This is a genomic window from Mesorhizobium sp. M0894 (assembly GCF_040319725.1).
Lineage (GTDB): Bacteria > Pseudomonadota > Alphaproteobacteria > Rhizobiales > Rhizobiaceae > Mesorhizobium.
Genome location: NZ_JAMYOG010000009.1, coordinates 42,046 through 67,313 on the forward strand (window position 1 = coordinate 42,046; position 25,268 = coordinate 67,313).

Below are 25,268 nucleotides of genomic sequence, written 5' to 3' on the forward strand. Positions count from 1 at the left end.
CTCATATTAACGACCGGGGATCGTTCCGCCTACCACCGTTTGTGACGGGAGTTTTACAGCACAGAATTCGGCACCACGGCCTTCTGCCTTTAGTTGGAGGCACGGCGGGTAAAGATCAAGGGTCAACACGGTCCGTCCCTCCAATCCGCAGCCATTACGCGGCGCCGTACGCGGTGTGCGACAGCAAAACGGCGCCCCGCGGCGCCGTTTCAGAAAAATCCATTGCCGGCTCACGTCAGGCGCTGACGTTGCCCTTCTTTTCCTTCTGCTCGGAATAGATGTAGAGCGGCCTGGCGTTGCCTGACACCACCTCTTCCGAAATAACCACTTCGCGCACGCCTTCGAGCGCCGGCAGCTCGAACATGGTGTCGAGCAGAATCGCTTCCATGATCGAACGCAGGCCGCGCGCGCCGGTCTTGCGCTCGATGGCGCGCTTGGCGATCGCCGACAGCGCGTTCTCGTGGAAGGTCAGGTCAACATTCTCCATCTCGAACAGCCGCTGATACTGCTTGACCAGCGCGTTCTTCGGTTCGGTCAGGATCTGGATCAGTGCCGGCTCGTCGAGATCCTCCAGCGTCGCCAAGACAGGCAGACGGCCTACGAACTCGGGAATGAGGCCGAACTTCAACAGATCCTCAGGCTCGACCAGGCGGAAAACATCGCCGGTGCGGCGATCCTCGGGCGAAGCGACGATGGCGCCGAAACCGATCGAGGTCTTCCTGCCGCGATCCGAGATGATCTTGTCCAGGCCGGCAAAAGCGCCGCCGCAGATGAACAGGATGTTGGCGGTGTCGACCTGCAGGAATTCCTGCTGCGGATGCTTCCTGCCGCCCTGCGGCGGCACGGAGGCAACGGTGCCTTCCATGATCTTCAAAAGTGCCTGCTGCACGCCCTCGCCCGAGACGTCGCGGGTGATCGAGGGGTTGTCCGACTTGCGCGAGATCTTGTCGATCTCGTCGATATAGACAATGCCGCGCTGGGCGCGCTCGACATTGTAGTCGGCCGACTGCAACAGCTTCAGGATGATGTTCTCGACGTCCTCGCCGACATAGCCGGCCTCGGTCAGCGTCGTCGCGTCGGCCATGGTGAAGGGAACGTCGATGATGCGGGCCAGCGTCTGCGCCAGCAACGTCTTGCCGCAACCGGTCGGGCCGATCAGCAGGATGTTCGACTTCGCCAGCTCGACGTCGTTGTTCTTGCCGGCATGGGCGAGGCGCTTGTAGTGGTTGTGGACGGCCACCGACAGCACGCGCTTGGCGTAGGGCTGACCGATGACGTAGTCGTCGAGAACCTTGAGGATTTCCTGCGGGGTCGGCACGCCCTCGCGCGACTTCACCATCGAGGTCTTGTTCTCCTCGCGGATGATGTCCATGCACAGCTCGACGCATTCGTCGCAGATGAACACCGTCGGCCCGGCGATCAGCTTGCGCACTTCGTGCTGGCTTTTGCCGCAAAACGAGCAATAAAGCGTGTTCTTGGAATCACCGCTGTTGTTGCCGACCTTGCTCATTTTCATGTCCTTTCATGGCCGCCCGCCGATGGTCTGGTTGAAAGGGCGCATATTCAATCTATCGCGGGAATCCGCCGCCGCCAGTGCCCCGGCTCCCGCAACGCATTCCGTACGAAACACAAATCGGAAAACGGGGCAATGATTCGAACAACCCCACGCAAAGCTAAGCCGTCGAAAATCAACATAGCCTTAACGTAGGCAATTGCACCCGTCGAGGGAACAGCCAATTGTGGCCGAAATGCCGCAAGCTGCGCCAAAAGCGTGTGATCCCCGCCACTCACTGCCACCGCAGGGCCACCGCGTGCCTATAAGGCAATACCTTCGACCGGCTCACGTGACGAAATGACCTTGTCGATGAGGCCGAAATCCCTGGCCTCGTCGGCAGTCATGAAATGGTCACGGTCGAGCGTTTTTTCAATCTCATCGTAGCTCTTGCCGGTGTGCTTGACGTAAACCTCGTTGAGGCGGCGCTTCAGCTTGATGATGTCCTGGGCATGGCGCTCGATGTCGGAGGCCTGGCCCTGGAAGCCGCCGGACGGCTGGTGGACCATGATGCGGGCGTTCGGGGTGGCAAAGCGCATGTCCTTGTGGCCCGCCGTCAAGAGCAGCGATCCCATCGATGCGGCCTGGCCGATGCACAGCGTCGACACGGCAGGCTTGATGAACTGCATGGTGTCGTAGATCGCCATGCCGGAGGTCACGACGCCGCCGGGCGAGTTGATATAAAGGTTGATTTCCTTCTTCGGATTCTCCGCCTCGAGGAACAGCAGCTGCGCGCAGACCAGCGTCGCCATGCCGTCCTCGACCGGGCCGGTGATGAAAATGATGCGCTCCTTGAGGAGCCGCGAGAAAATGTCGTAGGCCCGCTCGCCGCGATTGGTCTGTTCGACCACCATCGGGACGAGGTTCATGTAGGTTTCGACGGGGTTCTTCATGGACTATCCCTTTTTGAGGATGGGATTCCGGCGCCGGAGATTTGCAATCGGGCAGAATCGGTTCTGGATCGTTATTGTGTAAATAGGATGCCGGCTCACCCTAGCGCAAGGCCGCCTCTCCTAGCCATCCGGTTAAGTCGAATCAAGGTTTCCAAACCAAGTTTCGCCCGTCGCCGTGCCGGCAGCCCTCTCCTGCCGCCGGAAGGCGCTCATTGCCTGGCTGTTGTTTAGCGGTTTCTTAACCGCATCGCTTAACGAAAAGTGCTGAAACCGCTTTTTCCGGCCACGGCTTGCCCTACAATCCAACGTTGAACCCGCTTCACGCAGTTCAAACAGGGGGAGTGCGATGACCAGGAAAACTGCTTCCTTGGCTCTTACCGGCATCGCCGTACTCGGCATGGCATCCGAAACGGCTGCCGGCGGACGCGCGGTTGAATGCTACGAGCAGGTCAACCGGCCGGCCGTCTACGACACGGTCTATGAGGACGTGCTCGTCAGTCCGGCCGGCCAGCAGGTGGAATACGAGGCGCCAATCTACGGGACGCGCGAGCGCGTAGTGCAGATCGCGCCGGCGCGCGTCAGCTACGAGATCGCGCCCGCCATTACCCGAACCATCTATCGCACCGTGAGGGTCGATGACGGCGGCTATTCCTGGGAATGGCGCATCATCAATGGCCGCAAGGTGCTGTGCAAGGTCAGGCACAAAGCGCGCTATGAACGCGTGGCCGAGATCGTCGTGGTTGAGCCGGAACGCCGGCGGCGCGTTGTCCTCCCCGCCGAATACGAGAGCGTCGCCGAAGAGGTGCTCGTGCGGCCGGAGCAACGGCGCATCATCGACATTCCAGCGTCTTATCAGACAGTGGCGCGCCGCGTGGTGGTCAGGGAGGGCTCATCCAGCTGGCGGCGCGTGCATATTCCGAGGCATTGCCGATACTAGGCGCTCAGGCCGCCTCGGCCCTGAGCCATTTCTTCAGGCCGTCGACATCGCCATTGCCGACGCAGGCCGCAACCCTTCTGCCAACTGCCGCGCCGAACTTGTAGCCGTGGCCGGAGCAGGCCGAGACGACCAGGCATCTGCCCTTTTGGTGGGCCAGAAATTTCTCGTCGGCGGTGAAGGTGTAGGCGCAGGTGACCACTTCGGTGACCTTGTACTCCTCGATACGGGCAATCGGCGGCGAAAACAGATTGCGGATCGCCTCACCCTCGCCCGGTACCGGTTGACGGTTCCAGTCGGCATCGCTGGTCGGTACTCGGTGCAGGCCTGAGCCGAACTTCATGCCGGCGCCGCCGGAGGGCGGGATCACGTAGCCGTCGACGGAGCCACCGACGTCGAGCACAACCGGTGCTGCCTGCCAGGCTGCCTTCAGGTCCACTGGCGGTTCGACATAGGCGAGCGCGGTGCGCCAGGTTTTCAGCTCGCCATCCAGCTCCGGGAACAGTTTTAGCACCCAGGCGCCGGCAGCGACGACGATCCGGTCGGCCTGCATCGTTTCGCCCCTCGCAAGCACGACATGTCCGGCGTCGGCGTCGATCTCGACCACCTTGCTGTTTTCGTAGACATTGGCGCCGTTCGCGCGCAGCCATCTGGTGAGGCCCGAGGCGATCTTGCGGCAGTGCAAGGCGCCACCGTCTGGTGAAAAATATGCATAGCGGAATGAACCTGGTTCTAGGAACGGCCAGCGTTCGACCGCGGCGTCCGGTTCGAACAATTCGAACGGGTAGTTCCCGGCTTCCATGCCTTCGCGGTATTCCTCGGCCTCATCTCCCGGCTCGCGCGAAATACAGATGAAGCCGCGCGGATCGAGATGGCTTTCGCCGAGATCGGCCCACATTTCGTCCCAGGCTTCATAAGCCTTGGTGATCAGCCGGCCGTAGCCCGTCCTGGCCCGATAGGCGCGGCGAATGATGCGATGGTGGTCGCCGGAGGCGGCGAGCGGATTGGGGATCGGTCCCTGCTCGACGATCGAGACGAGGTGACCGGCCTTGACCAGCGACCACGCCGTGGAAAGCCCGGCAATGCCTGCACCGACCACGATCACATTCATGAAAACCGTCCTTCCACAACCGCTTTGGTGGCTCACCTCACGGGAGGGCCAACATACGGTCTGGCACCAGACTGGCAAGCCTTGGAGCGCCGCGCGTCCTTCGACGCGCAAAGGACGCTCCAACACTTTGAATCTGCGCATGATCCTTTCCGAAAACCGATTCCGGTTTTCGGGGTCATGCGCTAATGGTCTGGCATGACCGAATTGAAGCCGCCCTACCTTGCCTTTGATCCAGCCACCCGCCGACTGCGGCTCGATCCGCACGAGCCGGCTTTTTTCCAGGACCCTTACGAAGCCTACGCCTTCCTGCACGGTGCATCGAACGCCATCTTCTGGGAAGAATTTGGTTTCTGGTGCTTTGGCGGCTTCGACGACGTCAACCGTCTGCTGCGCGATCGCCGCTTCGGCCGGCAGAACCCGGCCGGCATTCCAGACAGCCGGGGCATCGGCCAGGATCGCACGCATCTCAGCGCCTTCGACGGCATCGAGGCCAATTCGATGCTGGAGCTGGAACCGCCCGTCCACACACGGCTCAGAACGCTGGTCAACCGCGCCTTCGTCTCGCGCCAGGTCGAGCGGCTCAGGCCACGTGTCGAGGCGCTGGCAAACGACCTGATCGACCGTTTCGAGCCGGACCGGGTCGACTTGCTGCCGGCGTTCGCCGCTCCCTTGCCGATCACCATCATTGCCGAGATGCTCGGCGTACGGGTCGACATGGGTCCGCAGCTGCTCGACTGGTCGCATCGGATGGTCGCCATGTACATGCATGGCCGCACCCGCGAGACGGAGGACACGGCCAATCGCGCCGCGCGCGACTTTTCGAATTTTTTGCGCGGCTACGTCGCCGAGCGGCGAAAGAGGCCGGGCGAGGATCTTCTGTCGCTGCTGATTGCGGCACAGGAGGATGGCCAGAAACTGTCGGAGGACGAGCTGGTATCGTCGGCGATCCTGTTGCTCAATGCCGGCCATGAAGCAACCGTCCACCAGACCGGCAATGCGGTGCGCTCGATCCTTGCGCAAGGCGGCGACCCGCGCCGCTTCTTCGCCTCACCGGAAGCAACAGCCGCGACGGTCGAAGAGTGCCTGCGCTTCGACGCGCCGCTGCACATGTTCACGCGTTATGCCTATCAGGAGGTCGAGGCTGGGCCCGGGATCATCGTAGGCCCTGGCGAGACGATCGGTCTGCTGCTCGGCATGGCCAATCGCGATCCCGTCGCCTTTACCGAGCCCCTCGCCTTCAGGCCGGACCGCGCCGACCAGAAAAACCAGTCGTTCGGCGCCGGCATCCATTTCTGCATCGGCGCGCCGCTCGCCCGGCTCGAATTGCAGGTGTCGCTGAAAACCTTGTTCGAACGCCTGCCGCAGCTGCATCTTGCCGAACAACCACGCTTTCGCGACAGCTATCATTTCCATGGGCTGGAAACGCTCGCCGTGGGCTTTTGAGGATTCGATCCGATAGGCTCAGCCGACAGGCGATCAAAGCTTGATCACATACTCCTTGCGAGTCGTTTCAAGCACTTCCCAGCTCCCCTTGAAGCCCGGCCTCAGCACGAAACTATCGCCGGCTTTGACGGTGCGCGCCTTGCCGCCGTCTTCGGCGATCACCGAAACCCCTGACAGGATGTGGCAGAACTCCCACTCGTCATACTCGATGCGCCATTTGCCGGGCGTTGCTTCCCAGATGCCGGCATAGAGGCCGCTGTCCTGTTCCTCGACATTCCAGGTGCGGAATTTCGGATCGCCCGAAATCAGGCGATCCGGCGCCGGTGCGCCAAGTTCCGGTGCGACGGTTTCGACGCCGACGGAAAGAAATCTCGGCGTGGTCATGGCGATCAGACCTTGGCGAGAGCCTGTTCCAGATCGGCGACGATGTCGTTGACGTCCTCGATGCCGACCGAAAGCCTGACCGTGTCCGGCCCTGCTCCCGCGTTGATCTTCTGCTCGTCGGAAAGCTGGCGATGCGTGGTCGATGCCGGGTGGATGACCAGCGACTTGGTGTCGCCGACATTGGCCAGGTGCGAGAACAGTTCGAGCGCTTCGACGAATTTGATGCCCGCCGCGTAGCCGCCCTTCAACCCGAAGGTGAACACCGCGCCGGCGCCCAGCGGCGAGTACTTCTTCTGCAACGCATTGTTCTTGTCGTCGGGCAGGCCGGGATAGGACACCCAGGCAACCTTGGGGTGGTTGGAGAGCCACCCGGCGACCGCCACCGCATTGTCGCAGTGGCGCTGCATCCTGAGCGGCAAGGTTTCCAGGCCGGTCAGGATCAGGAAAGCGTTGAACGGCGAAATCGCCGCGCCGATGTCGCGCAGGCCGAGCACGCGCGCGGCGATGGCGAAGGCGAAATTGCCGAAGGTCTCATGCAGGACGAGGCCGCCATATTCGGGGCGCGGCTCCGACAGCATCGGATACTTGCCCGACTTCGACCAATCGAAGGTGCCGCCGTCGACGATGGCGCCGCCGATGGAATTGCCGTGACCGCCGATGAACTTGGTCAGCGAATGCACGACGATGTCGGCGCCATGTTCGATCGGCCGCAGCAGATAGGGCGAGGCCAGTGTGTTGTCGACGATCAACGGCAGGCCGTGCTTGCGGGCAATGTCGCCGATCTTCTCGATGTCGACGAAGACGCCGCCCGGATTGGCCAGGCTTTCGATGAAGATCGCCTTGGTCCTGTCGTCGATCTGGCTCTCGAAGGTCGAGATGTCGTTGGTGTCGGCCCAGCGCACCTGCCAACCGAAATTCTTGAAGGCATGGCCGAACTGGTTGATCGAGCCGCCGTAAAGCTTTGTCGCCGAAACGAAATTGTCGCCGGGCTGCATCAGATTGTGGAAGACCAGCACCTGCGCGGCATGGCCGGAGGCGACCGCAAGGCCTGCCGTGCCGCCTTCGAGTGCCGCGATGCGCTCTTCCAGCACCGCCTGGGTCGGGTTCATGATGCGGGTGTAGATGTTGCCGAACGCCTTCAGCCCGAACAGCGAGGCGGCATGGTCGGCATCGTCGAAGACGAAGGAGGTCGTCTGGTAGATCGGCGTCGCTCGCGCCCCAGTCGCCGGATCCGGCTTGGCGCCGGCATGGACGGCGAGCGTGTTGAAACCGGGCGTGCGGGCCATCGAAAACCTCCCTCAATGGTGAATGGTGAATGGTGAATGGTGAATGGCAAAGTCGGCCAGCGCCGCCCTGATTGCAAGCGGCTCATATGCCGCCTTGCCGCCTTCCAGAAAAATCCTTCTATTCACCATTCACTATTCACGACCTACTTCTGGCGAACGCCGAAACTCTGGAATCCCGGCCGCATAAGCGGCTTCTTCGACGACAGCACGCCGGAATTGACGCCGGTCCAGCCGATCTCGCCCGACAGCTTGCCATATTCGATCTTGGGGCAACGGTTCATCACCACCTTGATGCCGGCGGCTTCGGCGCGTGTGGCCGCCTCGTCATGGCGTACGCCAAGCTGCATCCAGATGACCTTCGGCAGCGGATCGAGCCGCAGCACCTCGTCGACAATGCCCGGCACGGCAGCGGACGCGCGAAACACGTCGACCATGTCGACAGGTCCCGGAACGTCGGCGAGCCTGGCAAAGGTCATCTGGCCTAGGATCTCCTTGCCGGCCTGGCCGGGATTGATCGGGAACACCGAAAAGCCCTTGCCGAGCAGATATTTCAGCACGAAATAGCTCGGCCGCACGTCATTAGCCGACGCGCCGACCATGGCGATGGTCTTCACCGAATTGAGGATGCCGGCGATATAGGCGTTGTCGTAAGCGTCGTGGTTCATGCCTCGTCCTCATACAGCGCTTCGGCGAGAAAACCATCTGGATCGTTGCAAAAATTGCGCATCATGCGGAAATGATCGGTGTCGTGAAAATCGGTCGGGTCGAGCCCGGACCGGCTAATGCGGAACAGCCCCGCGCCGGGACAGGCCATCAGCAGCGGCGAATGTGTCGCCATGATCACTTGCGCCGTGCCGGACTGGTCCATCCGCCGCAGCATCTTGAGAAGTTCGATCTGGCGCGTCGGCGACAAGGCGCTTTCGGGCTCGTCGAGGATGTAAATGCCTTGCCGGCGGCAGCGCTCCTCGAAGAATCTGATGAAACCCTCGCCATGCGACCAGGACAGGAAGTCGGGCGGCGCCTCATGTGCGTCGATGGCAGCCTGATCTAGATAGCGGGCAACCGAATAGAAGGATTCGGCGCGAAAGAACCAGCCGGCGGTGACCTTCGGCAGCCAGTGGCCGCGCAACGTCGCCGCCAGCGCTGCGCCGCTCTTGTCGACGGCGCGGGAGTGATCGACCGGCATGTAGCCCTTGCCGCCGCCGGCTTCATCGTAGCCTGCCAGCGCGCCGATCGCTTCGAGCAGCGTCGATTTACCGGTGCCGTTCTCGCCGACGATGATGGTGATCGGCGTGGTGAATTCGAGCTCGAATTTATGGCGGTGAAAGATCGGCAGGTTCCAGGGATATTTTTCCCAATCGACGACCCGGCTGGGCTCGATCAGGATACGCTTCAGATAGGGCGCCTTCAGCCGCGTCAGTTGCTTGCGATGAGCCAGAGGGGAACCTCGTCAGGCCGGCAGCGAAATCGATCCGTCTTCCGCGATCGGAAAAGCCGGATTGTGCGCCACTTCCCAGACATGCCCGTCCGCATCGGCGAAATAGCCGTACCAGCCACCCCAGAAGGCCCGTTGCGCCGGCTTGACGATACGGCCGCCGGCCTTCTTGGCCAGCGCCAACACTGCATCGACCTCGGCGTCGGAGCGGGTGTTGTAGGCGAGGTAGACGGCCGACGGCGCGTTGGAGAAGGTGACGCCCGAATCCTCCTCGGCGCTTGGGCGCGGAAACAAGCCAAGAATGGCGCCGCCCATCTGGAAGAAAGCAACGCCCTCGGTTATCCCGGCATGGCGGGTCAGGCCCATCGCCTCATAAAAGCGCGTGGCGCGCTCGAGATCGTCGGTGGCGATGGTGATGATGGAGATGCGCGGTTCCATATCCGCCTCCTATTCCTCCGGCCATTCCGGCTTGCGCTTGCCGATGAAGGCGCCAATGCCCTCTTCCGCATCGCGCGCCAGCATGTTCTCGACCATGACGCGCCCGGTGTAATCATAGGCCTCGGCCAGCCCCATTTCCGCCTGCTCATAAAAGGCTTCCTTGCCGATCTTGACGACCAGGGAGGATTTGGCAGCAATGGTTTGCGCGTATTTGGTAACAATCTGATTCAGATATTCGCGCGGCACGACGCGGTTGACCAAGCCGAATTCCTTGGCGGTTGCCGCTTCGATCGTTTCGCCGGTCAAAAGCATCTCCATGGCGTGCTTGCGCGAGACATTGCGCGACAGCGCCACCATCGGCGTCGAGCAGAACAGTCCGATATTGACGCCAGGCGTGCAGAAGGTCGCCTCGTGCGAAGCGATGGCGAGGTCGCAGCTGGCGACCAGCTGCAATCCGGCCGCCGTCGCCAGGCCGTCGACTTCGGCGATCACCGGCTTGGGATGGCGAACGATCGCCTGCATCAGTGAAGCGCAGGCGGAAAACGTCTTTTCGAAGAAGGCCCTGCCGTGATCGGCATCGGCGCGGTGCGTGCTTAACTCCTTGAGGTCGTGCCCGGCGCAGAACACTTTGCCGGCCGCCCCAAGGACGATGACGCGGACGGACTTGTCGGCCTTGGCGCGGTCGAGTTCCGCCATCAGCGCCGCCATCACTGAAAGCGAAAGAGCATTGGCCGGCGGATTGGCGAGCGTCAGGCGCAGCACGCCCTTATCCAGCCGGGCGGCGACCGGCCCTTCGGCAACGGCAGGCTTGATGGCGACGATTTCGGCCATGGGTCATTCCTCCGCGATTCCGGATCGGTGATGGTCTAATCTAGTATGCGGGTCTCGCTTCGTCCAACACCCGCTTCTGCCATAATGAATGGCTGTTGCCAGAAACGGCACGCTACGCTCATACAGGCAGGCGCAAACGAGAGACCGACATGCCTGCTCAAAGCAATCTCAAGCCGGTGCTGACGGCTGCTGACGTCAACGCGCTTGTGGCGACTGTTTTCCCGCAGCTCAACGACCAGTTCACCTTCTACGAGGCGTTGGAGGTGTTTCCAGGCGGCTGTGTCGTGCGGCTCAATGCCGACGAGCGCCATTTGCGTCCCGGCGGCACCGTGTCGGGTTCGGCGCTGTTCACGCTGGCCGACATAGGCGGTTATGTCTGCGTGCTCTCGCATGCCGGACCGGATGCACTTTCGGTCACCACCAGTCTCAACATCAATTTTGTCCGCAAGGCCGAGGCCGGGCCGATCGACGGCCATTGCCGCATCCTCAAGCTCGGCAAGAGCCTGATGGTGTTCGATATCGACATCGTCGCCGGCCCGGAGGGACACACGGTAGCGCACGCAACGGGCACCTATTCGATCCCGCCAAAGCGGATTGGAGATGTGGTAAAATAATACCTTGTGCTCAAATCATTGTTTTTGCTTGATTTTACCCCAGAGATGGCTTTTCACGCGCCTTGACGTAGTCGCCGCTCTCTCCTATAAGCCCTCACGGAACAGCGGCCCGCAAAGGCCGCCGTTTTGTTATTGGCGGGGGGCAAGTGCCTTTCGCCAATCCAAGCAACAAGAAACGCCTTCTTTTGAAGGTCCGAACCGAAAGCAACAATCCATGGCAACCTTTTCGCAGAAGCCTGCGGATGTGGTGAAGAAGTGGGTGCTGATCGACGCCGAGGGTCTCGTCGTCGGCCGTCTCGCCACTGTCATCGCCAATCATCTTCGCGGCAAGCACAAGCCCACTTTCACCCCGCATGTTGACGACGGCGACAATGTCATCGTCATCAATGCCGACAAGGTGGTGTTCACCGGCAAGAAGTTCACCGACAAGGTCTATTACTGGCACACCGGTCACCCCGGCGGCGTCAAGGAACGCACCGCGCGGCAGCTGCTCGAGGGCCGCTTTCCCGAGCGTGTCGTTGAGAAGGCCGTCGAACGCATGATCCCGCGCGGCCCGCTCGGCCGTCGCCAGATGAAGAATCTCCGCGTCTATGCAGGCACGGAACATCCGCATGTCGCCCAGCAGCCCGTCGTCCTCGACGTGGCCAAGCTGAACGCCAAGAACAAGAAGGTTTCGTAAGATGGCTGAGCTTTCCTCGCTCGCAGAACTCGGAACTGCCACCGGCAACACCAACACCCAGCCGGCAGCACCCGTCCATGTCCAGAAGCTCGACAAATCGGGCCGCGCCTATGCCACCGGCAAGCGCAAGAACGCCATCGCGCGCGTCTGGGTGAAGCCCGGCTCCGGCAAGATCGTCGTCAACGACAAGGTGTTCGCCGAATATTTCGCGCGTCCGGTCCTGCAGATGATCCTCAACCAGCCGATCATCGCCGCCAATCGCGCCGGCCAGTACGACATCGTTGCCACCGTCATCGGCGGCGGCCTCTCCGGCCAGGCCGGTGCCGTGCGCCACGGCATCTCCAAGGCGCTGACCTACTACGAGCCGGCGCTGCGCGCCGTGCTCAAGAAGGGTGGCTTCCTGACCCGTGACAGCCGCGTCGTCGAGCGCAAGAAGTACGGCAAGGCGAAGGCTCGCCGGAGCTTCCAGTTCTCCAAGCGCTAAGCGCTGCGCAATTGCACGCTATCGAAAGGCCGCCTCCGGGCGGCCTTTTCTGTTCGTGCAGAGCCTTCTCCCACCAGCGCCTGCGGCGGGGTTCATGCCTGGCGCAGACATCAGGTCCGGCTGTCCCTGATAAAGTCAATGAACGCCCGTAGCGGCGCCGGCACGAGGCGCCGGCCGGGATAATAAAGGAACGGCCCGGAGAAGCTCTGCCACCACGGTTCAAGCACCGGTTCGAGCGCCCCGCTCTCGAAGTGAGGGCGCAGCCAATCCTCGAACAGGCTGACGATGCCTGTGCCGGCGATGGCTGCATCGACCTTGAGGTCGGTCGCCCCGCCCAGTGTCACGAGAAGCGGCCCACTTGGGTCGACCCGCACCACCTCGTCGTCGCGCTCGAACTCCCATGGCGTTATCGCACCGCTGGGAAAGCGGCCGCGCAGGCAGGCGTGGCCGAGCAGGTCGCGCGGGTGTTGCGGCCGGCCATGACGATCCAGGTAGGCCGGGCTGGCGGCGGTGGCGAAGCGCTGCACGCGCGGCCCGATCGGCACGGCGATCATGTCCTGTTCCAGCCGCTCGTCGTAACGGATGCCGGCATCGCAGCCGGCCGCCAGCACGTCGACAAAGCTCTCCTCGGCGATCACCTCCAGCCGGATACCGGGATAGGCGGCAAGGAACCGCGGCACGATGCTGGGCAGGACCAGTCGCGCCGCGCTGACCGGCACATTGAGGCGCAGCGAGCCGGCCGGCCTGTCGCGAAAGCCGTTCACCACGTCCAGCGCCGACTCCACCTCGGTCAAGGCTGGACCGAGCCGCGCCAGCAAGCCTTGGCCGGCCTCCGTCAGGACGACGCTGCGCGTCGTCCGGTTGAGCAGCCTGACACCGAGCTGCGTCTCCAGGCGGCGCACCGCCTCGCTCAAGCCGGACGCACTGCCGCCGCTGGCGCGTGCCGCATCCCGAAAACCTTTGGCGCGCGCCACGGCCACGAAGGCGTTCAGATCCCCGAGATCAATCTGCATTGTTCGTCATTCCGCACAGCCCGTGCGAATTGTACCCAATTATCACGAGATCGGACACCGTCTATCTGTGCACCATTCCCTGAAGGAGAAAGACCATGTCCAGCGTCGACCAGTCCGGCACATTCATCCTCGGCGACCGCAAAGTCAGACGGCTCGGCTACGGCGCCATGCAACTCACAGGGTCCGGCGTCTTCGGCCCACCAAAGGACCACGATGCGGCATTGGCCGTGCTGCGCGAAGCCGTTGCGCAGGGCGTCAATCACATCGACACCAGCGATTTCTACGGCCCGCACGTCACCAATTTGTTGATCCGCGAAGCGCTCGCACCCTATCGCGACGACCTCGTTATCGTCACCAAGATCGGCGCCCGGCGCGGCCGGGACGGAGCATGGCTGCCGGCCTTCTCGGCCGAAGAGCTGACCAAGGCGGTGCACGACAATCTGCGCAATCTCGGGCTCGACGTGCTGGAGGTGGTCGACCTTCGGGTCATGTTCGACGCGCATGGCCCCGCCGAAGGGTCGATCGAGGCGCCGCTTGCAACGCTCACCGAGCTTCAGCGACAGGGCCTCGTGCGTAACATCGGGCTGAGCAACGTCACCGCTGCACAAATCGCCGAAGGCCGCAGGGTTTGCAAGATCGTCTGCGTGCAGAACCAGTACAATCTGGCGCATCGGGGCGACGATGCGTTGATCGACGACCTGGCCCGCGACAGCATCGCCTATGTGCCGTTCTTCCCGCTTGGCGGCTTCAACCCGCTGCAGTCGTCGGCCTTGTCCAAGGTCGCCTCACGCCTCGGCGCCACGCCCATGCAGGTCGCGCTCGCCTGGCTGCTTCGCCGCGCGCCCAACATTCTTCTGATCCCCGGCACGTCTTCAGTTGCGCATCTCAGGGAGAACCTCGCCGCAGGCGATCTCGCGCTGCCGGAAGATGCGCTCGAGGCGCTGGAGGGCGTGTCGATGGCGGCTTGACCTGCGCACGAGGCGCGAGGTGCCGCCAGCCGGTGTTGGAGACTAGCGAAGGCGGTGATGAGCCAATCTCCCCCACAAGGGGGGAGATTGGCAGCGCGACCGCCGCTCCTAGTTAATGCTGGCCGTATTCGCCGGCTCGGCCGGGCCGGCATAGGGCACGCGAAAACCGTTCGCCGCCAGCCAATCGATGGCGGCCTTCGGTTCGTCGGTCTGGATGATGGTGGCGCCGCGCTCGACCCAGAAGCCATAAGTCTCGCGCGGCAGGCTGGCCGCGACCGCCAGCTCGTCGCCGCGGCCACCGGCGAGGAAGCCACCCGGCTTGTTGACGATGGCATAGGTGTCGGCCCAGATGTGCCAGTCACCCCTCACCGCCAGCGCGCGCATGCGCGGGCTGAACAGCGGGCCGCCGGTCTCGGTCAGTGTCTCGGCGCCAGCCCGCCAATTGATCAGTTCGATCGCCCGCACCGGGAACGCCCGGCTGACTTTTTCGGCAAACATGGCGTCGTGAACCGCATCGTCGGCAATGATCGGCATGAACTGGAAGCCGCCGTCGATCGCGTCCATGGCGGCCGCAACCGTGGCGATCCTCTCCGCATCCCACAGATTCTCCTTGACGATCACCTGTTCGGCCATGCCGAGGTCGCGCGCGACCGCGACCATGCCGGCGAGGCTTTCGGTATCGAGCTTATTGTCGAGATTGATGAGGATCCTGTCCCTGGTCGCCATCAACATTTCGCGCAACGTCGAGACTGTCTCGCCCGTAAAGGCGCCGGTGCCTTCGATCACCAACCGGCACGTCTTGAGTTCGGCCAGCGTGCGCTTGACCACCTCGCCCTTGCAGTTCGTGGTGCGGTCGAGCCAGCTGTCATGCATGACGACGAACTGTCCGTCCTTCGAGCGCCTGATATCGACCTCGACGATTTCGGCGCCCATTGCAATCGACGCCTCGACGGCGGCGATCGAATTTTCGGGATAGAGCGTCTTGCCGGCCTGCATGCCGCCGGCGCGGTGCGCGGCCACCATCACATGGTCGCGCCATTGGTTGGCGTGCTCGAACCGGTCGAGAATCTGCCTGGCGCGCGTTTCGCCTGCCGATGCATGGCCAAGGGAGGCCGCCAGCGCCGCGGAAAGCAGAAGGCTCAGCCAAGTCGTTCGCATGAGACAGGTCGTTCGCATGAGAATCGCTCCGTACCGGATCGACACCCGGTTAAGCGACGCTCGTGACAGCCTAGTGAACGAAGCCGGCTTCGCAAACGCTGGAAAATCAGGTTAATGCCGGCCGAAACGGCCGTAGCGGCTACTTTCGGTTGCTAACTAGGCAATCTCCGGGCCAGCCATGCGGGGCTCTCCTGGCAAGCAAGGATTTGTGACCGGGCCGAATAGCCATGTTCTTCCGAAGGGGTCGCAATTCTGAGAATTATGGCCAATAAGGTTGCGCGTCGACGCACAGGAGATCGCTTCATGCCGCCAAGGACCATCGATCACGCCTTCACCACCCGCTCCAGGACGGGCGCGTCGTTCGAGCCGACCTATGCCGGCGCGCTGTCGTTCATGCGGCGCAAATATTCGAAGGACGTGAAGGGCGCCGATGCGGTGGTGTGGGGCATTCCCTTCGACGCGGCGGTCACCAATCGGCCGGGCGCGCGTTTCGGACCGCAGGCGATTCGCCGCGCGTCGGCCATCCTCGACAACGATCCGCAATATCCGTTTTCGCGCGACCTGTTCGAACAGCTTGCCGTGGTCGATTTTGGCGATTGCCTGCTCGACAGCGGCAATCACCAGAAGACCCCTTCCACGATCGAACGCGAAGCGGCGAGGATCCTGAAATCCGGCGCCTTTCTGCTATCGCTCGGCGGTGACCATTTCGTCACCTGGCCGCTGCTCAAGGCGCATGCCGCCATCTACGGCCCGCTGGCCCTGGTGCAGTTCGACGCTCATCAGGACACCTGGCCCGACGACGGCAAGCGCATCGATCACGGCTCCTTCGTCGGCCGTGCGGTCAAGGAGGGCATCATCGACCCCGACCGGTCGATCCAGATCGGCATCCGCACCCACGCGCCCGATACGTTCGGCATCAAGATCCTGTATGGCCATGAAGTGGAGGAAATGCGGGCGTCCGACATCGCCTATGCTATCGTCGACCGTACGGGCGGCAAGAAGACCTACGTCACTTTCGACATCGATTGCCTGGATCCGGCTTTTGCGCCCGGCACCGGAACGCCGGTAGCGGGAGGCCCGTCTTCGGCAAAGATCCTGTCGGTGCTGCGCCAGATCAACCAGGTCGATATCGTCGGCGCCGACGTCGTCGAGGTTGCGCCAGCCTATGATCACGCCGATATAACGGCAATTGCCGGCTCGATGGTGGCCATGCACTATCTCGGGCTGCTGGCGGAACGAAAGGCCCGGCTCGAGGAAATGAACCAGGGCAATCACAGCGTTGCCGGATTGAATCAGGCAAGCGGCATATAGCTAACAGGAATTTTGGCAGGCAATGAAACCGAAAATCTTCATCGACGGCGAGCACGGCACCACCGGTCTGCAGATCAGGGCGCTGCTTGCCGAGCGCGGCGACCTGGAAATCATCTCCATCCCGACTGAGCGCCGCAAGGAAACGGCAGCGCGCGCCGAGTTCCTCAATGCCGCCGATGTCGCGATCCTCTGCCTACCGGACGCGGCAGCCAAGGAAAGCGTTTCGCTGATCGCCAATGACGCCACCAAGGTGATCGACGCCTCGACGGCACATCGCGTCGCCGAGGGCTGGGAATATGGTTTCGCCGAAATGGACAAGGACCAGGCGAAGAAGATCGCTTCGGCGAAGCGCGTCGCCAATCCGGGCTGCTGGCCGCAAGGACCGATCGCGACGCTGCGGCCGCTGGTTGCGGCGGGGCTGTTGCCAGCCGATTTTCCGGTCACCGTCAACGGCATTTCTGGCTATTCCGGCGGCGGCCGGCCGATGATCGAGGATTATGTCGCCAAGGGCGAGGATGCGTCGGAATTCCTGCCCTACGGGCTGACGCTGCAGCACAAGCACGTGCCGGAGCTCAGGACCTATGCCAGGCTTTCGCACGATCCGATCATGCAGCCGGCAGTCGGCAATTTCGCGCAAGGCATGATCACGGTAGTGCCGCTGCAACTCGGCGGTCTCGACCATGTACCGACCGGCGCCGAACTTCATGCAGCGATCGCCGACCATTTTGCTTCCATTGATCGTGGCGTGGTCGAGGTGGCGCCGTATCTGCATCAGGAACGCATGCCTGAGATCGATCCGGAGATCTACAACGGCACCAACCGGATGAAGGTCTATGTCTTTGCCAATGACGACAGGGCGCAGGCACTGCTGCTTGCCGTCTACGACAATCTCGGCAAGGGCGCGTCGGGTGCAGCCGTGCAGAACATGGATCTGATGCTCGGCCTCTGAATGGATGCGCCGGCATTTCCGAAGCGCTGGAAGGTCGGCGCGCCCGAACTCATGGCCGAAACCTTCAGCAGCCGCATCTGGAAGGTTGCTCGCGAGGACGACTCACCGGCAATCGTCAAGGATCTAAAGCCTTTCGACGATGTCGAGGACGAGTTGCGTGGCGAGCATTTCCTCGCCTGGCGACGCGGCGAAGGCGCGGTGCGGCTGCTCGGCCGCGACGGCCACCGCATGCTGCTCGAATACGCCGGCGACAGGATGCTGTCACACCATCTTGCCGAACAAGGCGACAATGCCGCCACCGCGATCGCGGCCGAGGTAATGGCAAGACTGGTCTCGCCGTCGAAGCACCCTGCCCCGCCGGATCTCCAGCCGTTGCGGACCCGGTTCTCCAGCCTGTTCAAAAAGGCCAAGGCCGATCGCGCCGCCGGCGAAAAGAGCCTGTACGTCGAAGCAGCCGAAATCGCGGAACGGCTGCTGTCCAATCCGCATGACGTGCGGCCGCTGCATGGCGACCTGCACCACGACAACGTCATGCACGGTCCGCGCGGCTGGCTGGCGATCGACCCGAAGGGCGTTCTCGGCGACCCCGGCTTCGACGCGGCCAACATGTTCTACAACCCACTTGACCGAGACGATCTTTGCCTCGATCCGCGGCGGATCCGCCATATGGCGCAAGTCTTTGCCGCAACGCTCGGCCAGTCGCCGCCCGCGATACTGGACCACGCCATCGCCTATGGCTGCCTGTCGGCTGCATGGCACCATGAAGATCGCAATGCGGTCGACGAGGACCGCGAGGTGGCGATCGCCATGGCGATCCGGACGGAGCGGCTCAGCCTCTGAGAGCAATCTCGTGGGGCAGCGGATAAGCGCCCTTGGTGCCGCGCCAGTGCGCGGCGGCAAAACCCAGCAGGAACAGCGCGAATGCCTGATGCGTCAGGGCCATGTGCAGCGGCACATGCATCAATAGGGTGCCGATGCCGATCGACGCCTGCACCACGACAATCAGGAACAGCAGCGTCGCGCGTCGGGCATGCGTCGTGTCCGGCAGACGCCGGCGTGTCGCAATCATGTGCCAGAGCGCGACTGCGAAGATCGTGTAGGCGCCGACCCGGTGGATGAACTGCACCGTCTTCGGGTTTTCGAAGAAATTGCGCCATGCCGGCTCGAGCAGCAGCAGGTCGCCGGGGACCAGTTTGCCGTCCATCAGCGGCCAGGTGTTGTAGCTCAAGCCGGCGTCGAGCCCTGCGACCAGCCCGCCGAGATAGATCTGGACCAGCGCCAGCAGCACCAGAAAGCCGGCCAGACGTTGCGTCGATCGGTCGGCGGCCGGTTCGGAGTGTGGGGCCAATCCGCGTGCGACCACCATGGTCGCCGTGAAGATCAGCGCCGCCAGCGTCAGATGCGTCGCCAGCCGGTATTGGCTGACCGAAACCCGGTCGGCCAACCCGGACGCCACCATCCACCAGCCTATCGCGCCCTGCAGGGCGCCGAGAAGGAGGATGCCCGACAATTTCGTGCCGAGGCCGCGCTCGATGCGGCGCGTCGCCCAGAAGAACAGCAACGGCAGGGCGAAGACCACGCCGACACTACGCGCCAGGACGCGGTGCACCCACTCCCACCAGAAGATCGACTTGAACGCCTCGATGCTCATGCCCTTGTTGAGTTCGGCATATTGCGGGATCTGCTGGTAGCGCAGGAACTCCTCCTGCCACTCGGCATCATTGAGCGGCGGGATGACGCCGTGAATCGGCTGCCATTCGGTGATCGACAGGCCGGAATCGGTGAGCCTCGTAGCGCCGCCGACCACCACCAGCGCAAACAGCACGAGGAGCACGACATAGAGCCAACCACGTACCAGCGCGCGGTTGCGAAGGTCGCGATCGCGGGCTGCGAAAGGCGCGGCATCGGATATGGCAGCAGCCATGGCTTTGTCCCGGCAGTTGAAGTCGCGGATTGGTGAACCATCGCAACCCGGCTTGCAAGACCGGACAGCGCGGCACGCCGTCGCGCCGTTTCTGGCGGCTTGCGCGCATCGGCTGTTCGGCCTAAGCGATAGCGATCAACGAGATCGCGCCGTGCCCATTCGCCTGAAAAAGCTGATCGGAAGCTTCCTGCTGGTAGTGCTGGTCGTCGTCTATGCGCTGGTCGCCTCGATCGTGGCGGTCGCCCAATTGTCACAGTCCGGGCCACTGGCGCATTTCATCTTCTTCCTGCTGAGCGGGCTTTTGTGGGTGCTGCCGGCGATGGGCATCATCAAATGGCTGATCCTGGAGCCGCGGCCGAAGAGCCGAGGCAACAGTTAGATCGTCACCACCGTCTTGCCGGCATTGGCCAGCGGCGTCGTCACGCCCGACAACATTGTTCGGATGTGGGCGACGCTCTGATAGCGGCCATTGACCGAAATACGAGGCAGGGCATGCAGGAACCCGGCATGCTCGGCGCGGAGTATGCCGTGGCGGGTCGTCACCGCCGAGGCATAGCCGGCATCGCGGACAAGGCCCACTTCGCGACGGCCGACGGCGCTGACATAACCGTAGGGATAGGCGAAATGGCGCGGCTCCTCGCCGAGTTTGGCCTGCAATATGCGCTTGACGTCGCCGATCTCATGCCGCGCGTCGCTCTCGGAAAGCCGCTTCAGATTGCAATGATTGACGCTATGCGCTCCGATCGTCACCAGCGGGTGCGCGGCCATGGTGCGGAGCTCGTCCCAGTTCATCAGCGTGTTCGGGCGCGAACCGCCCAACTCGATGCCGTTCGAACGCGCCAGATCGCGCAATACCGCACGCTGGTCCTGCTCGCGCACCTTCAGCGTCAGATGAGCGTGCAGACGCGCATTGGCCTGGACCTTTTTTCCTGGGTTCGAGCAATCGATCGTCACCGGGCCGTCCGGCGTCGTCAGCGTCAGGCGATCGCGCGCATTGACGATGTCCTCGACCACGTCCCACCACAAATCGGCAGCGCCATCGATCAGTCCCGGCGCGACGTAGATGGTGATCGGCGCGCCGTGCTTCTCCAGCACGGGCAGCGCCTCGGTCATGTTGTCTCGATAGGCGTCGTCGGCGGTGATCGTCGCGAACTGGCCGTCCTTGTCGCCAGCCTTGATGCGCTCGATTGCCTCGTCCAGAGTAACGAACGTGTAGCCGTTCGCCTTCATGTCGGCGATCACGATGTCGAGGAACCCAGGCGCGATGTTCAAGTGGCGGTTGACGCCGTTCGGCTTTTCCGGCGTCCCGGTGACCCGATGCAGCATCAGGATGGCGCCAAGGCCGCCGATGAACGGCTTGGCCAGCGGCGCAAGACCGGAATAGCGGGCGAGATTGAGCGCCAGTTTGCGGATTGCCTCGCCCCCGTCGATCATTCATTCACCTTTTGCGCCTAAGCTCATCAAGCATGGAATGCGCCTGCGCGGACCCCCAATCGCGACGAATACGCCCTAAGGATTGAGGTATGGTTGACGCCACCGCGTCATTTGACGGCAATCGGCTGGCAAGCAGCGAGGCGTCGCCGTGTGCCTTGCCGGCCGGCAAAGCCGGCCTGTCGACCTCGGTTGCCGATAGTGCGGCGCTGGCGGCGTACGCCGAATTCTGCCGTTCGGCGCTTTTTGCCCCGGCGCAGAGCGCAGGCTGGATCCTGAACTGGGCCGCACATACCGGCGCCGACGTTGTCGTTGCGACGCTGCGCGCCGACGACAGGCCGGTTTTCTCGCTGGCGCTGGAGGTCACCCGCAGCGGAGCATTCCGCGTTGCGCGCTTCATGGGCGGGCGCCATGCCAACGGCAATTTTGCCGCTGCCGACCTGCAATGGCTGGCGAATGCCGATATCGCGGCGATCCGTTCGATGCTGGCCGCGATTGCCAAGGCGCGGCGCGACATCGATCTTGTCGCGCTAGAGCGGCTGCTGCCTGATCTCGACGGCGTTGCCAACCCGCTCTCCGCCTTGCCGCATTTTTCGAGCCCCAATCTGTCGCTGGCCGCCGGTCTTGTCGGAGGGTTTGATGCACTGCTCACCCGCGTGAGCGGCAAGCGCAGGCGCAAGAAGCATCGCTCGCAGGCGCGCAAGTTCGAGGCCGTCGGCAGCTATCGTCGCATCGAGGCGAGGACTGCGGACGAGGTGAACAGGCTGCTCGACGCCTTTTTCGAGATGAAGGAATTCCGCTTCCGCAAGATGGGCATCGTCAATGTTTTCGGTGAAGCGGAGGTGCGCGCTTTTTTCCGCTCGCTGTTTGCCGAAGCGCTTCAAGAGGAAAACCCGTGCTTCGTGCTGCATGGGCTGGAAGTCGCCGGCAAGCTTCGTGCGGTCACCGGGTCGAGCCGCTCGGGCAAGCGGCTGATCTGCGAATTCGGGGCGATCGCCGAGGACGACCTCGCACACACCAGCCCCGGCGACTTCCTGTTCTTCGAGAACATCCAGGAAGCCTGCGAGACGGGTTTTGAAATCTATGATTTCTCAGTCGGCGACGAACCCTATAAGCGATTGTGGTGCGATGTCGAAACGCAGCATTTCGAGGTGCTGGTTCCGCTGACGCTGAAGGGCCGCGCGCTGGCGCTTGCGCTCAGGCACGGCGCAAGCCTGAAAGCATTCATCAAGCACAGCCCAATGGTCTGGAAGCTGACCAAGCTGCTGCGCCGCAAGGCTGTGGGACAGACAGCACCGGCCGCAGGCGAAGACGACAGCTGATTTCGATTTGAGAAAACTGCCTCAGGCGGCCGAGCGCCGCCCCGGCATTGGCCCCGGCGCCACATGGCCGATTGGCGTGACCAGCGTCAGGTCGGGATAGCCGCTCTCGATGAGCGCGACTGCGGCTTGCGTCACCTCGTCGTCCGGCTCCAGCATGGAGAGCAGCACCTCGGTGCCCTCGCCCACTAGGCGGCTGATGCCTTGCGCGTCCGCTGGCCCGCATTCGACAACGACCAGGTCATAGGCGGTGGTCAGCGACTGCATGATGATCGGCAGCCGGTCGGCGGCGCGCATGGCACGGACCGGATCGGCTGTGCCGACGGGAATCACGTGGCAGTCCGAATAGAGATCGGGGTGGATCACATCGCTGAACTGCGCTTGCGAGGCGAGCAGATCGGTGATGCCCGGAAACAGCCCGCTGTCCAGCATCGGCCGCGAGGCAGCACCCGAAGCGGTGAGATCAAGCAGCAGCACGCGTAGCCCGGCGTCAGAGACTGCGCGCGCCACCAGCACCGCCGAGGCAGCCGCCTCGTCGCCTTCCGGCGACACGAATATGGCGCGGGCGGCACCGGTGGCGATCAGTTTTTCCGCGGCCTTGTCGATGTCGACCTCACCGAGGGTGGAACGTGCCGGTTCAATGTCTGCAGCAGCCATCTCAGAGTACTCCGGTTCGATTTTCTCGGCAGCCGCTTCCGCCACCGCGACGGGTTCCGGCTCCAGTTTGGTTTCAGTGACACTGTTGTCGGACTCACCGAGCTGGTCGATCACGGCGACTGCCGGTTCGGGCCGGGCAACCGGCGGGCCGGGCTCGGCCACTACGCGTTCGGCCTGGACAGCCGGCATCGCAACCTGCTCGATGCGTTCGAAATGGGCACCGGCGGCCGGACGCATGGCGCGGCCGGAAAACAGTTCCTGCAGCAACGTGACGATCGCCATGAGGAGCAACGAGCCGACAAAGGCCGCACCGACAATCGGACCAATCTTGGGGAAATAGGGTTCGGTCGGCGCCCGGGCCTCCGAAAATAGGCGAGCGTCGACAGGCAGGTAGTTACGATCCTTGCGTGCGGCCGCCTGGAGATAGCTGGACGAGTAGAGATCGAGTTGCTGGCGCTTGGTCGCGGCATCGCGCTGCAGGGCATCGAGTTCCACCTGCTCTTCGCCGGCGCGGGCGGACGCCGCCTTCAGGGTGTTGACGTCGGCCACGAGTTGAGCCTCTCGTGCCTTCGCCGTCTCGGCCTGCGCCATCAGACCCTTCATGATCTTTTCCGCTTCGTTGCGGATCTGGCGGTCGAGATCGGCGAGCTGCGACTTCAGCGCACGGATGCGCGGATGATTGTCGAGCAAGGTGGTGGAAAGGTCGGCGATGTTGTTCTTGAGTTCGACTTGCCGCTCGCGCAGGCGCTGGATCAGGTCGGAAGACAACACCTCTGGAACGGCATCCAGCGAGCCGCCATTGCGCAACGCCCTGCGCACACTGTCGGCGGTCGCTTCCGCCGAAGCGCGGTTGGCGCGTACCCGTGACAGTTCGCTCGACAATTCGGACAGCTGCTGGGTGGCAAGCACCGAATTGTTGCCGCCCATCAAAAGATCGGACTGCGCACGGAATGCGGCAACCTTGGCCTCCGCCTCCTTCACCCGGTTCTGCAGGTCCGCGATTTCCGGCGCCAGAAAGTCGGTGGCGGCGGAATTCGATTCGAGCTTGGCGTTGCCCTTGGAGGCGATATAGGCGTTTGCGATGGCGTTCGGGATTGCGGCGGCAAGCTGTGGATCCTCTGACGAGAACTCGATAGCGATCGCGCGGGTTTTTTCAACGCCATAGACGTTGAGCTTGTCATGCATTGCGTCCAGCACGCGCTCTTCCAGCGGAATCTCGAAGGGATCGCTTTTCAAGCCAACGAGGACAAGGGTGCGGCTCAGCGCCGACATCTTCAGCGCCTCGTCGAATTCGGGCAATTTCGCGAGGTTGAGCTTCGCCGCCACCTGTTTGAGGATGTCAGGGGACGAAATGATCTGGACCTCGGTGGCCACAGCCTCTTCGTCGGGAATCGACCGCTCGTTGCCGTTGGCACCGGCTGGCCGCGTGAACTCCGATTCTCGAGGCCCGATCTCCAGCTTGGCTGCCGCCTTGTATTCGGGCGTTGCAAGCCAGGCGAGCGCAAAGGCCAGGCCGGTTACAGCCAGCGCGACGACAAGGATGCGCAGCCAGTTTCGCGCCAGGCTGGCGAAAAGCTGCCTGAGATCGACGTCGACATCTGCGGCCGCGGATTGAACGGACATGCATCCCTGCTCCGGTACTGAGTCAGCATGCACCGTAAACAACTATGGTAACTCAGCCGTTAATAACGCGGTAAGCACCTGTTAGGCTCTGCTAACAAGCCGCAAACAAGAGGCTGAAAACCATCTGCATTTGTCGATCGGGCCCGCATCGGCCGCGCGCCTTTACCGGCCATTAACCCTAACAGGATGATAACCGAGCTCGATCGTTAAGGTTTGCCGCAGAGTCGCCGGCTATTCAAAGGTACGTGTCCGCTCATGAAAAGCACTGCTCCCCTTTTCCGCGCGCTGCTTGCCGTATCGATGCTTTCGGGCTGCTCAAGCTACCGGCCGACGCCGGCCGCCTTCCATGAAGTGCTCGACCAGCCCTACCGCCTCGGTGCCGGCGACCGCGTCCGCGTCACCGTGTTCGAGCAGGAAGGATTGACCAACACCTACAGCGTCGACCAATCCGGCTATCTCTCGCTGCCGCTCGTCGGCAACGTGCCGGCGCGCGGCCACACCGCCCAGCAACTCGAGGGCGAGATCGCCGAGAAACTGCGCCAGGGCTATTTGCGCGATCCTGACGTTTCGGTCGAAATCGATCGCTACCGGCCGATCTTCGTCATGGGTGAAGTGGGCGCGGCGGGCCAATATTCCTACGTTCCGGGCCTGACCGTGCAGAAAGCCATCGCCATCGCCGGCGGCTTCACGCCACGCGCCAACCAGGAAAGCGTCGACATTACCCGCGACATCAACGGCAAGGTTATAACCGGACGCGTGGTGACCTCCGACCCGCTGTTGCCCGGCGACACAGTCTATGTTCGCGAACGCCTGTTTTGATGTGCTGACCAA

The 25,268-nt window shown here is 62.9% G+C and carries 26 protein-coding genes; 12 read left to right on the forward strand and 14 right to left on the reverse strand.

Annotated features, from left to right (window positions below; translation table 11 throughout):
* Window positions 1-235 precede the first annotated feature (235 nt).
* The gene (clpX, locus tag NKH91_RS18580) at window positions 236-1,510 is read right to left on the reverse strand and encodes an ATP-dependent Clp protease ATP-binding subunit ClpX (RefSeq protein WP_006332719.1); all 1,275 of its coding nucleotides are present in this window, start codon (window positions 1,508-1,510) and stop codon (window positions 236-238) included.
* A gap of 305 nt (window positions 1,511-1,815) precedes the next feature.
* Window positions 1,816-2,445 (reverse strand): ATP-dependent Clp protease proteolytic subunit, encoded by a 630-nt coding sequence (locus tag NKH91_RS18585; RefSeq protein WP_023674655.1) that lies wholly within the window; start codon window positions 2,443-2,445, stop codon window positions 1,816-1,818.
* Window positions 2,446-2,791: 346 nt separating this feature from the next.
* Here NKH91_RS18585 and NKH91_RS18590 point away from each other — a divergent pair, with 346 nt between their 5' ends.
* Window positions 2,792-3,382, forward strand: a complete 591-nt coding sequence (locus tag NKH91_RS18590; RefSeq protein WP_352845085.1) for a hypothetical protein — start codon at window positions 2,792-2,794, stop codon at window positions 3,380-3,382.
* 4 nt (window positions 3,383-3,386) lie between these two features.
* Here NKH91_RS18590 and NKH91_RS18595 read toward each other — a convergent pair whose 3' ends face one another.
* A complete protein-coding gene (locus NKH91_RS18595) occupies window positions 3,387-4,490 on the reverse strand; it encodes an NAD(P)/FAD-dependent oxidoreductase (protein ID WP_352845086.1) in 1,104 nt (367 codons plus the stop codon).
* A 195-nt stretch (window positions 4,491-4,685) separates the two neighbouring features.
* Here NKH91_RS18595 and NKH91_RS18600 point away from each other — a divergent pair, with 195 nt between their 5' ends.
* The gene (locus NKH91_RS18600; protein ID WP_352845087.1) at window positions 4,686-5,933 is read left to right on the forward strand and encodes a cytochrome P450; all 1,248 of its coding nucleotides are present in this window, start codon (window positions 4,686-4,688) and stop codon (window positions 5,931-5,933) included.
* 33 nt (window positions 5,934-5,966) lie between these two features.
* Here NKH91_RS18600 and NKH91_RS18605 read toward each other — a convergent pair whose 3' ends face one another.
* From NKH91_RS18605 to NKH91_RS18630, 6 genes are all read right to left on the reverse strand, one after another.
* Entirely contained in the window at window positions 5,967-6,317 is a 351-nt protein-coding gene (locus tag NKH91_RS18605; RefSeq protein WP_352845088.1) for a cupin domain-containing protein, read from the reverse strand.
* A 5-nt stretch (window positions 6,318-6,322) separates the two neighbouring features.
* Window positions 6,323-7,603, reverse strand: coding sequence for an O-acetylhomoserine aminocarboxypropyltransferase (locus NKH91_RS18610; RefSeq protein WP_352845090.1), 1,281 nt, complete (start codon window positions 7,601-7,603; stop codon window positions 6,323-6,325).
* Between the two features lie 143 nt (window positions 7,604-7,746).
* On the reverse strand, window positions 7,747-8,268 hold the full coding sequence (locus NKH91_RS18615; RefSeq protein ID WP_352845092.1) for a CoA-binding protein: 522 nt from the start codon (window positions 8,266-8,268) through the stop codon (window positions 7,747-7,749).
* Window positions 8,265-9,041: an AAA family ATPase gene (locus tag NKH91_RS18620; RefSeq protein ID WP_352845211.1), complete on the reverse strand. Its 777-nt coding sequence runs from the start codon at window positions 9,039-9,041 to the stop codon at window positions 8,265-8,267. Before NKH91_RS18620 ends, NKH91_RS18615 begins: the two co-directional genes overlap by 4 nt.
* Before the next feature lie 12 nt (window positions 9,042-9,053).
* Window positions 9,054-9,476: a VOC family protein gene (locus NKH91_RS18625; protein ID WP_352845094.1), complete on the reverse strand. Its 423-nt coding sequence runs from the start codon at window positions 9,474-9,476 to the stop codon at window positions 9,054-9,056.
* Between the two features lie 9 nt (window positions 9,477-9,485).
* Window positions 9,486-10,307, reverse strand: a complete 822-nt coding sequence (locus tag NKH91_RS18630) for an enoyl-CoA hydratase (protein WP_352587766.1) — start codon at window positions 10,305-10,307, stop codon at window positions 9,486-9,488.
* A 149-nt stretch (window positions 10,308-10,456) separates the two neighbouring features.
* On the opposite strand from NKH91_RS18630, the gene NKH91_RS18635 reads away from it, so the two are divergent.
* The 3 genes from NKH91_RS18635 to rpsI all read left to right on the forward strand — a co-directional run bounded on the left by NKH91_RS18635 (window position 10,457) and on the right by rpsI (window position 12,084).
* Window positions 10,457-10,921, forward strand: a complete 465-nt coding sequence (locus tag NKH91_RS18635; protein WP_023717318.1) for a PaaI family thioesterase — start codon at window positions 10,457-10,459, stop codon at window positions 10,919-10,921.
* Between the two features lie 214 nt (window positions 10,922-11,135).
* Entirely contained in the window at window positions 11,136-11,600 is a 465-nt protein-coding gene (gene rplM / locus NKH91_RS18640; protein ID WP_023674645.1) for a 50S ribosomal protein L13, read from the forward strand.
* 1 nt (window position 11,601) lies between these two features.
* On the forward strand, window positions 11,602-12,084 hold the full coding sequence (gene rpsI / locus NKH91_RS18645) for a 30S ribosomal protein S9 (RefSeq protein ID WP_023717316.1): 483 nt from the start codon (window positions 11,602-11,604) through the stop codon (window positions 12,082-12,084).
* 110 nt (window positions 12,085-12,194) lie between these two features.
* On the opposite strand, the gene NKH91_RS18650 is transcribed toward rpsI, so the two are convergent.
* On the reverse strand, window positions 12,195-13,097 hold the full coding sequence (locus NKH91_RS18650) for a LysR family transcriptional regulator (RefSeq protein WP_352845096.1): 903 nt from the start codon (window positions 13,095-13,097) through the stop codon (window positions 12,195-12,197).
* A 95-nt stretch (window positions 13,098-13,192) separates the two neighbouring features.
* Here NKH91_RS18650 and NKH91_RS18655 point away from each other — a divergent pair, with 95 nt between their 5' ends.
* A complete protein-coding gene (locus NKH91_RS18655) occupies window positions 13,193-14,065 on the forward strand; it encodes an aldo/keto reductase family oxidoreductase (RefSeq protein ID WP_352845098.1) in 873 nt (290 codons plus the stop codon).
* Window positions 14,066-14,173: 108 nt separating this feature from the next.
* Here NKH91_RS18655 and NKH91_RS18660 read toward each other — a convergent pair whose 3' ends face one another.
* Entirely contained in the window at window positions 14,174-15,223 is a 1,050-nt protein-coding gene (locus NKH91_RS18660) for a glycerophosphodiester phosphodiesterase family protein (RefSeq protein WP_023717313.1), read from the reverse strand.
* Between the two features lie 303 nt (window positions 15,224-15,526).
* Between NKH91_RS18660 and speB the strand changes: the two genes are divergently transcribed.
* The 3 genes from speB to NKH91_RS18675 are packed head-to-tail and all read left to right on the forward strand — an operon-like array spanning window position 15,527 to window position 18,323.
* Complete coding sequence (gene speB / locus NKH91_RS18665; RefSeq protein WP_352845099.1) at window positions 15,527-16,534, forward strand: agmatinase; 1,008 nt, start codon at window positions 15,527-15,529, stop codon at window positions 16,532-16,534.
* Window positions 16,535-16,556: 22 nt separating this feature from the next.
* Complete coding sequence (gene argC / locus NKH91_RS18670; protein WP_352845100.1) at window positions 16,557-17,483, forward strand: N-acetyl-gamma-glutamyl-phosphate reductase; 927 nt, start codon at window positions 16,557-16,559, stop codon at window positions 17,481-17,483.
* On the forward strand, window positions 17,484-18,323 hold the full coding sequence (locus NKH91_RS18675) for an aminoglycoside phosphotransferase family protein (protein WP_352845101.1): 840 nt from the start codon (window positions 17,484-17,486) through the stop codon (window positions 18,321-18,323).
* Here the strand turns inward: NKH91_RS18675 and NKH91_RS18680 are convergent.
* Window positions 18,313-19,407: a COX15/CtaA family protein gene (locus NKH91_RS18680; protein ID WP_352481214.1), complete on the reverse strand. Its 1,095-nt coding sequence runs from the start codon at window positions 19,405-19,407 to the stop codon at window positions 18,313-18,315. The two genes, NKH91_RS18675 and NKH91_RS18680, sit on opposite strands and share 11 nt — an antisense overlap.
* Window positions 19,408-19,558: 151 nt before the next feature.
* Here NKH91_RS18680 and NKH91_RS18685 point away from each other — a divergent pair, with 151 nt between their 5' ends.
* Entirely contained in the window at window positions 19,559-19,786 is a 228-nt protein-coding gene (locus tag NKH91_RS18685; protein WP_352465564.1) for a DUF2842 domain-containing protein, read from the forward strand.
* Here the strand turns inward: NKH91_RS18685 and NKH91_RS18690 are convergent.
* On the reverse strand, window positions 19,783-20,841 hold the full coding sequence (locus NKH91_RS18690) for a polysaccharide deacetylase family protein (protein ID WP_352845103.1): 1,059 nt from the start codon (window positions 20,839-20,841) through the stop codon (window positions 19,783-19,785). The two genes, NKH91_RS18685 and NKH91_RS18690, sit on opposite strands and share 4 nt — an antisense overlap.
* 89 nt (window positions 20,842-20,930) lie before the next feature.
* Between NKH91_RS18690 and NKH91_RS18695 the strand changes: the two genes are divergently transcribed.
* Entirely contained in the window at window positions 20,931-22,160 is a 1,230-nt protein-coding gene (locus NKH91_RS18695; RefSeq protein WP_352481216.1) for a GNAT family N-acetyltransferase, read from the forward strand.
* 21 nt (window positions 22,161-22,181) lie between these two features.
* Here NKH91_RS18695 and NKH91_RS18700 read toward each other — a convergent pair whose 3' ends face one another.
* The gene (locus NKH91_RS18700; protein ID WP_352481217.1) at window positions 22,182-24,437 is read right to left on the reverse strand and encodes a GumC family protein; all 2,256 of its coding nucleotides are present in this window, start codon (window positions 24,435-24,437) and stop codon (window positions 22,182-22,184) included.
* A 255-nt stretch (window positions 24,438-24,692) separates the two neighbouring features.
* Between NKH91_RS18700 and NKH91_RS18705 the strand changes: the two genes are divergently transcribed.
* A complete protein-coding gene (locus tag NKH91_RS18705) occupies window positions 24,693-25,256 on the forward strand; it encodes a polysaccharide biosynthesis/export family protein (protein ID WP_023717305.1) in 564 nt (187 codons plus the stop codon).
* Window positions 25,257-25,268: the final 12 nt, after the last annotated feature.

Bases quoted from the DNA above. Each gene is read 5' to 3' on its own strand.
- clpX (WP_006332719.1), bottom strand. From the start codon at position 1,510: ATGAGCAAGGTCGGCAACAACAGCGGTGATTCCAAGAACACGCTTTAT.
- NKH91_RS18585 (WP_023674655.1), bottom strand. From the start codon at position 2,445: ATGAAGAACCCCGTCGAAACCTACATGAACCTCGTCCCGATGGTGGTC.
- NKH91_RS18590 (WP_352845085.1), top strand. From the start codon at position 2,792: ATGACCAGGAAAACTGCTTCCTTGGCTCTTACCGGCATCGCCGTACTC.
- NKH91_RS18595 (WP_352845086.1), bottom strand. From the start codon at position 4,490: ATGAATGTGATCGTGGTCGGTGCAGGCATTGCCGGGCTTTCCACGGCG.
- NKH91_RS18600 (WP_352845087.1), top strand. From the start codon at position 4,686: ATGACCGAATTGAAGCCGCCCTACCTTGCCTTTGATCCAGCCACCCGC.
- NKH91_RS18605 (WP_352845088.1), bottom strand. From the start codon at position 6,317: ATGACCACGCCGAGATTTCTTTCCGTCGGCGTCGAAACCGTCGCACCG.
- NKH91_RS18610 (WP_352845090.1), bottom strand. From the start codon at position 7,603: ATGGCCCGCACGCCCGGTTTCAACACGCTCGCCGTCCATGCCGGCGCC.
- NKH91_RS18615 (WP_352845092.1), bottom strand. From the start codon at position 8,268: ATGAACCACGACGCTTACGACAACGCCTATATCGCCGGCATCCTCAAT.
- NKH91_RS18625 (WP_352845094.1), bottom strand. From the start codon at position 9,476: ATGGAACCGCGCATCTCCATCATCACCATCGCCACCGACGATCTCGAG.
- NKH91_RS18630 (WP_352587766.1), bottom strand. From the start codon at position 10,307: ATGGCCGAAATCGTCGCCATCAAGCCTGCCGTTGCCGAAGGGCCGGTC.
- NKH91_RS18635 (WP_023717318.1), top strand. From the start codon at position 10,457: ATGCCTGCTCAAAGCAATCTCAAGCCGGTGCTGACGGCTGCTGACGTC.
- rplM (WP_023674645.1), top strand. From the start codon at position 11,136: ATGGCAACCTTTTCGCAGAAGCCTGCGGATGTGGTGAAGAAGTGGGTG.
- rpsI (WP_023717316.1), top strand. From the start codon at position 11,602: ATGGCTGAGCTTTCCTCGCTCGCAGAACTCGGAACTGCCACCGGCAAC.
- NKH91_RS18650 (WP_352845096.1), bottom strand. From the start codon at position 13,097: ATGCAGATTGATCTCGGGGATCTGAACGCCTTCGTGGCCGTGGCGCGC.
- NKH91_RS18655 (WP_352845098.1), top strand. From the start codon at position 13,193: ATGTCCAGCGTCGACCAGTCCGGCACATTCATCCTCGGCGACCGCAAA.
- NKH91_RS18660 (WP_023717313.1), bottom strand. From the start codon at position 15,223: ATGCGAACGACTTGGCTGAGCCTTCTGCTTTCCGCGGCGCTGGCGGCC.
- speB (WP_352845099.1), top strand. From the start codon at position 15,527: ATGCCGCCAAGGACCATCGATCACGCCTTCACCACCCGCTCCAGGACG.
- argC (WP_352845100.1), top strand. From the start codon at position 16,557: ATGAAACCGAAAATCTTCATCGACGGCGAGCACGGCACCACCGGTCTG.
- NKH91_RS18675 (WP_352845101.1), top strand. From the start codon at position 17,484: ATGGATGCGCCGGCATTTCCGAAGCGCTGGAAGGTCGGCGCGCCCGAA.
- NKH91_RS18680 (WP_352481214.1), bottom strand. From the start codon at position 19,407: ATGGCTGCTGCCATATCCGATGCCGCGCCTTTCGCAGCCCGCGATCGC.
- NKH91_RS18690 (WP_352845103.1), bottom strand. From the start codon at position 20,841: ATGATCGACGGGGGCGAGGCAATCCGCAAACTGGCGCTCAATCTCGCC.
- NKH91_RS18695 (WP_352481216.1), top strand. From the start codon at position 20,931: ATGGTTGACGCCACCGCGTCATTTGACGGCAATCGGCTGGCAAGCAGC.
- NKH91_RS18700 (WP_352481217.1), bottom strand. From the start codon at position 24,437: ATGTCCGTTCAATCCGCGGCCGCAGATGTCGACGTCGATCTCAGGCAG.
- NKH91_RS18705 (WP_023717305.1), top strand. From the start codon at position 24,693: ATGAAAAGCACTGCTCCCCTTTTCCGCGCGCTGCTTGCCGTATCGATG.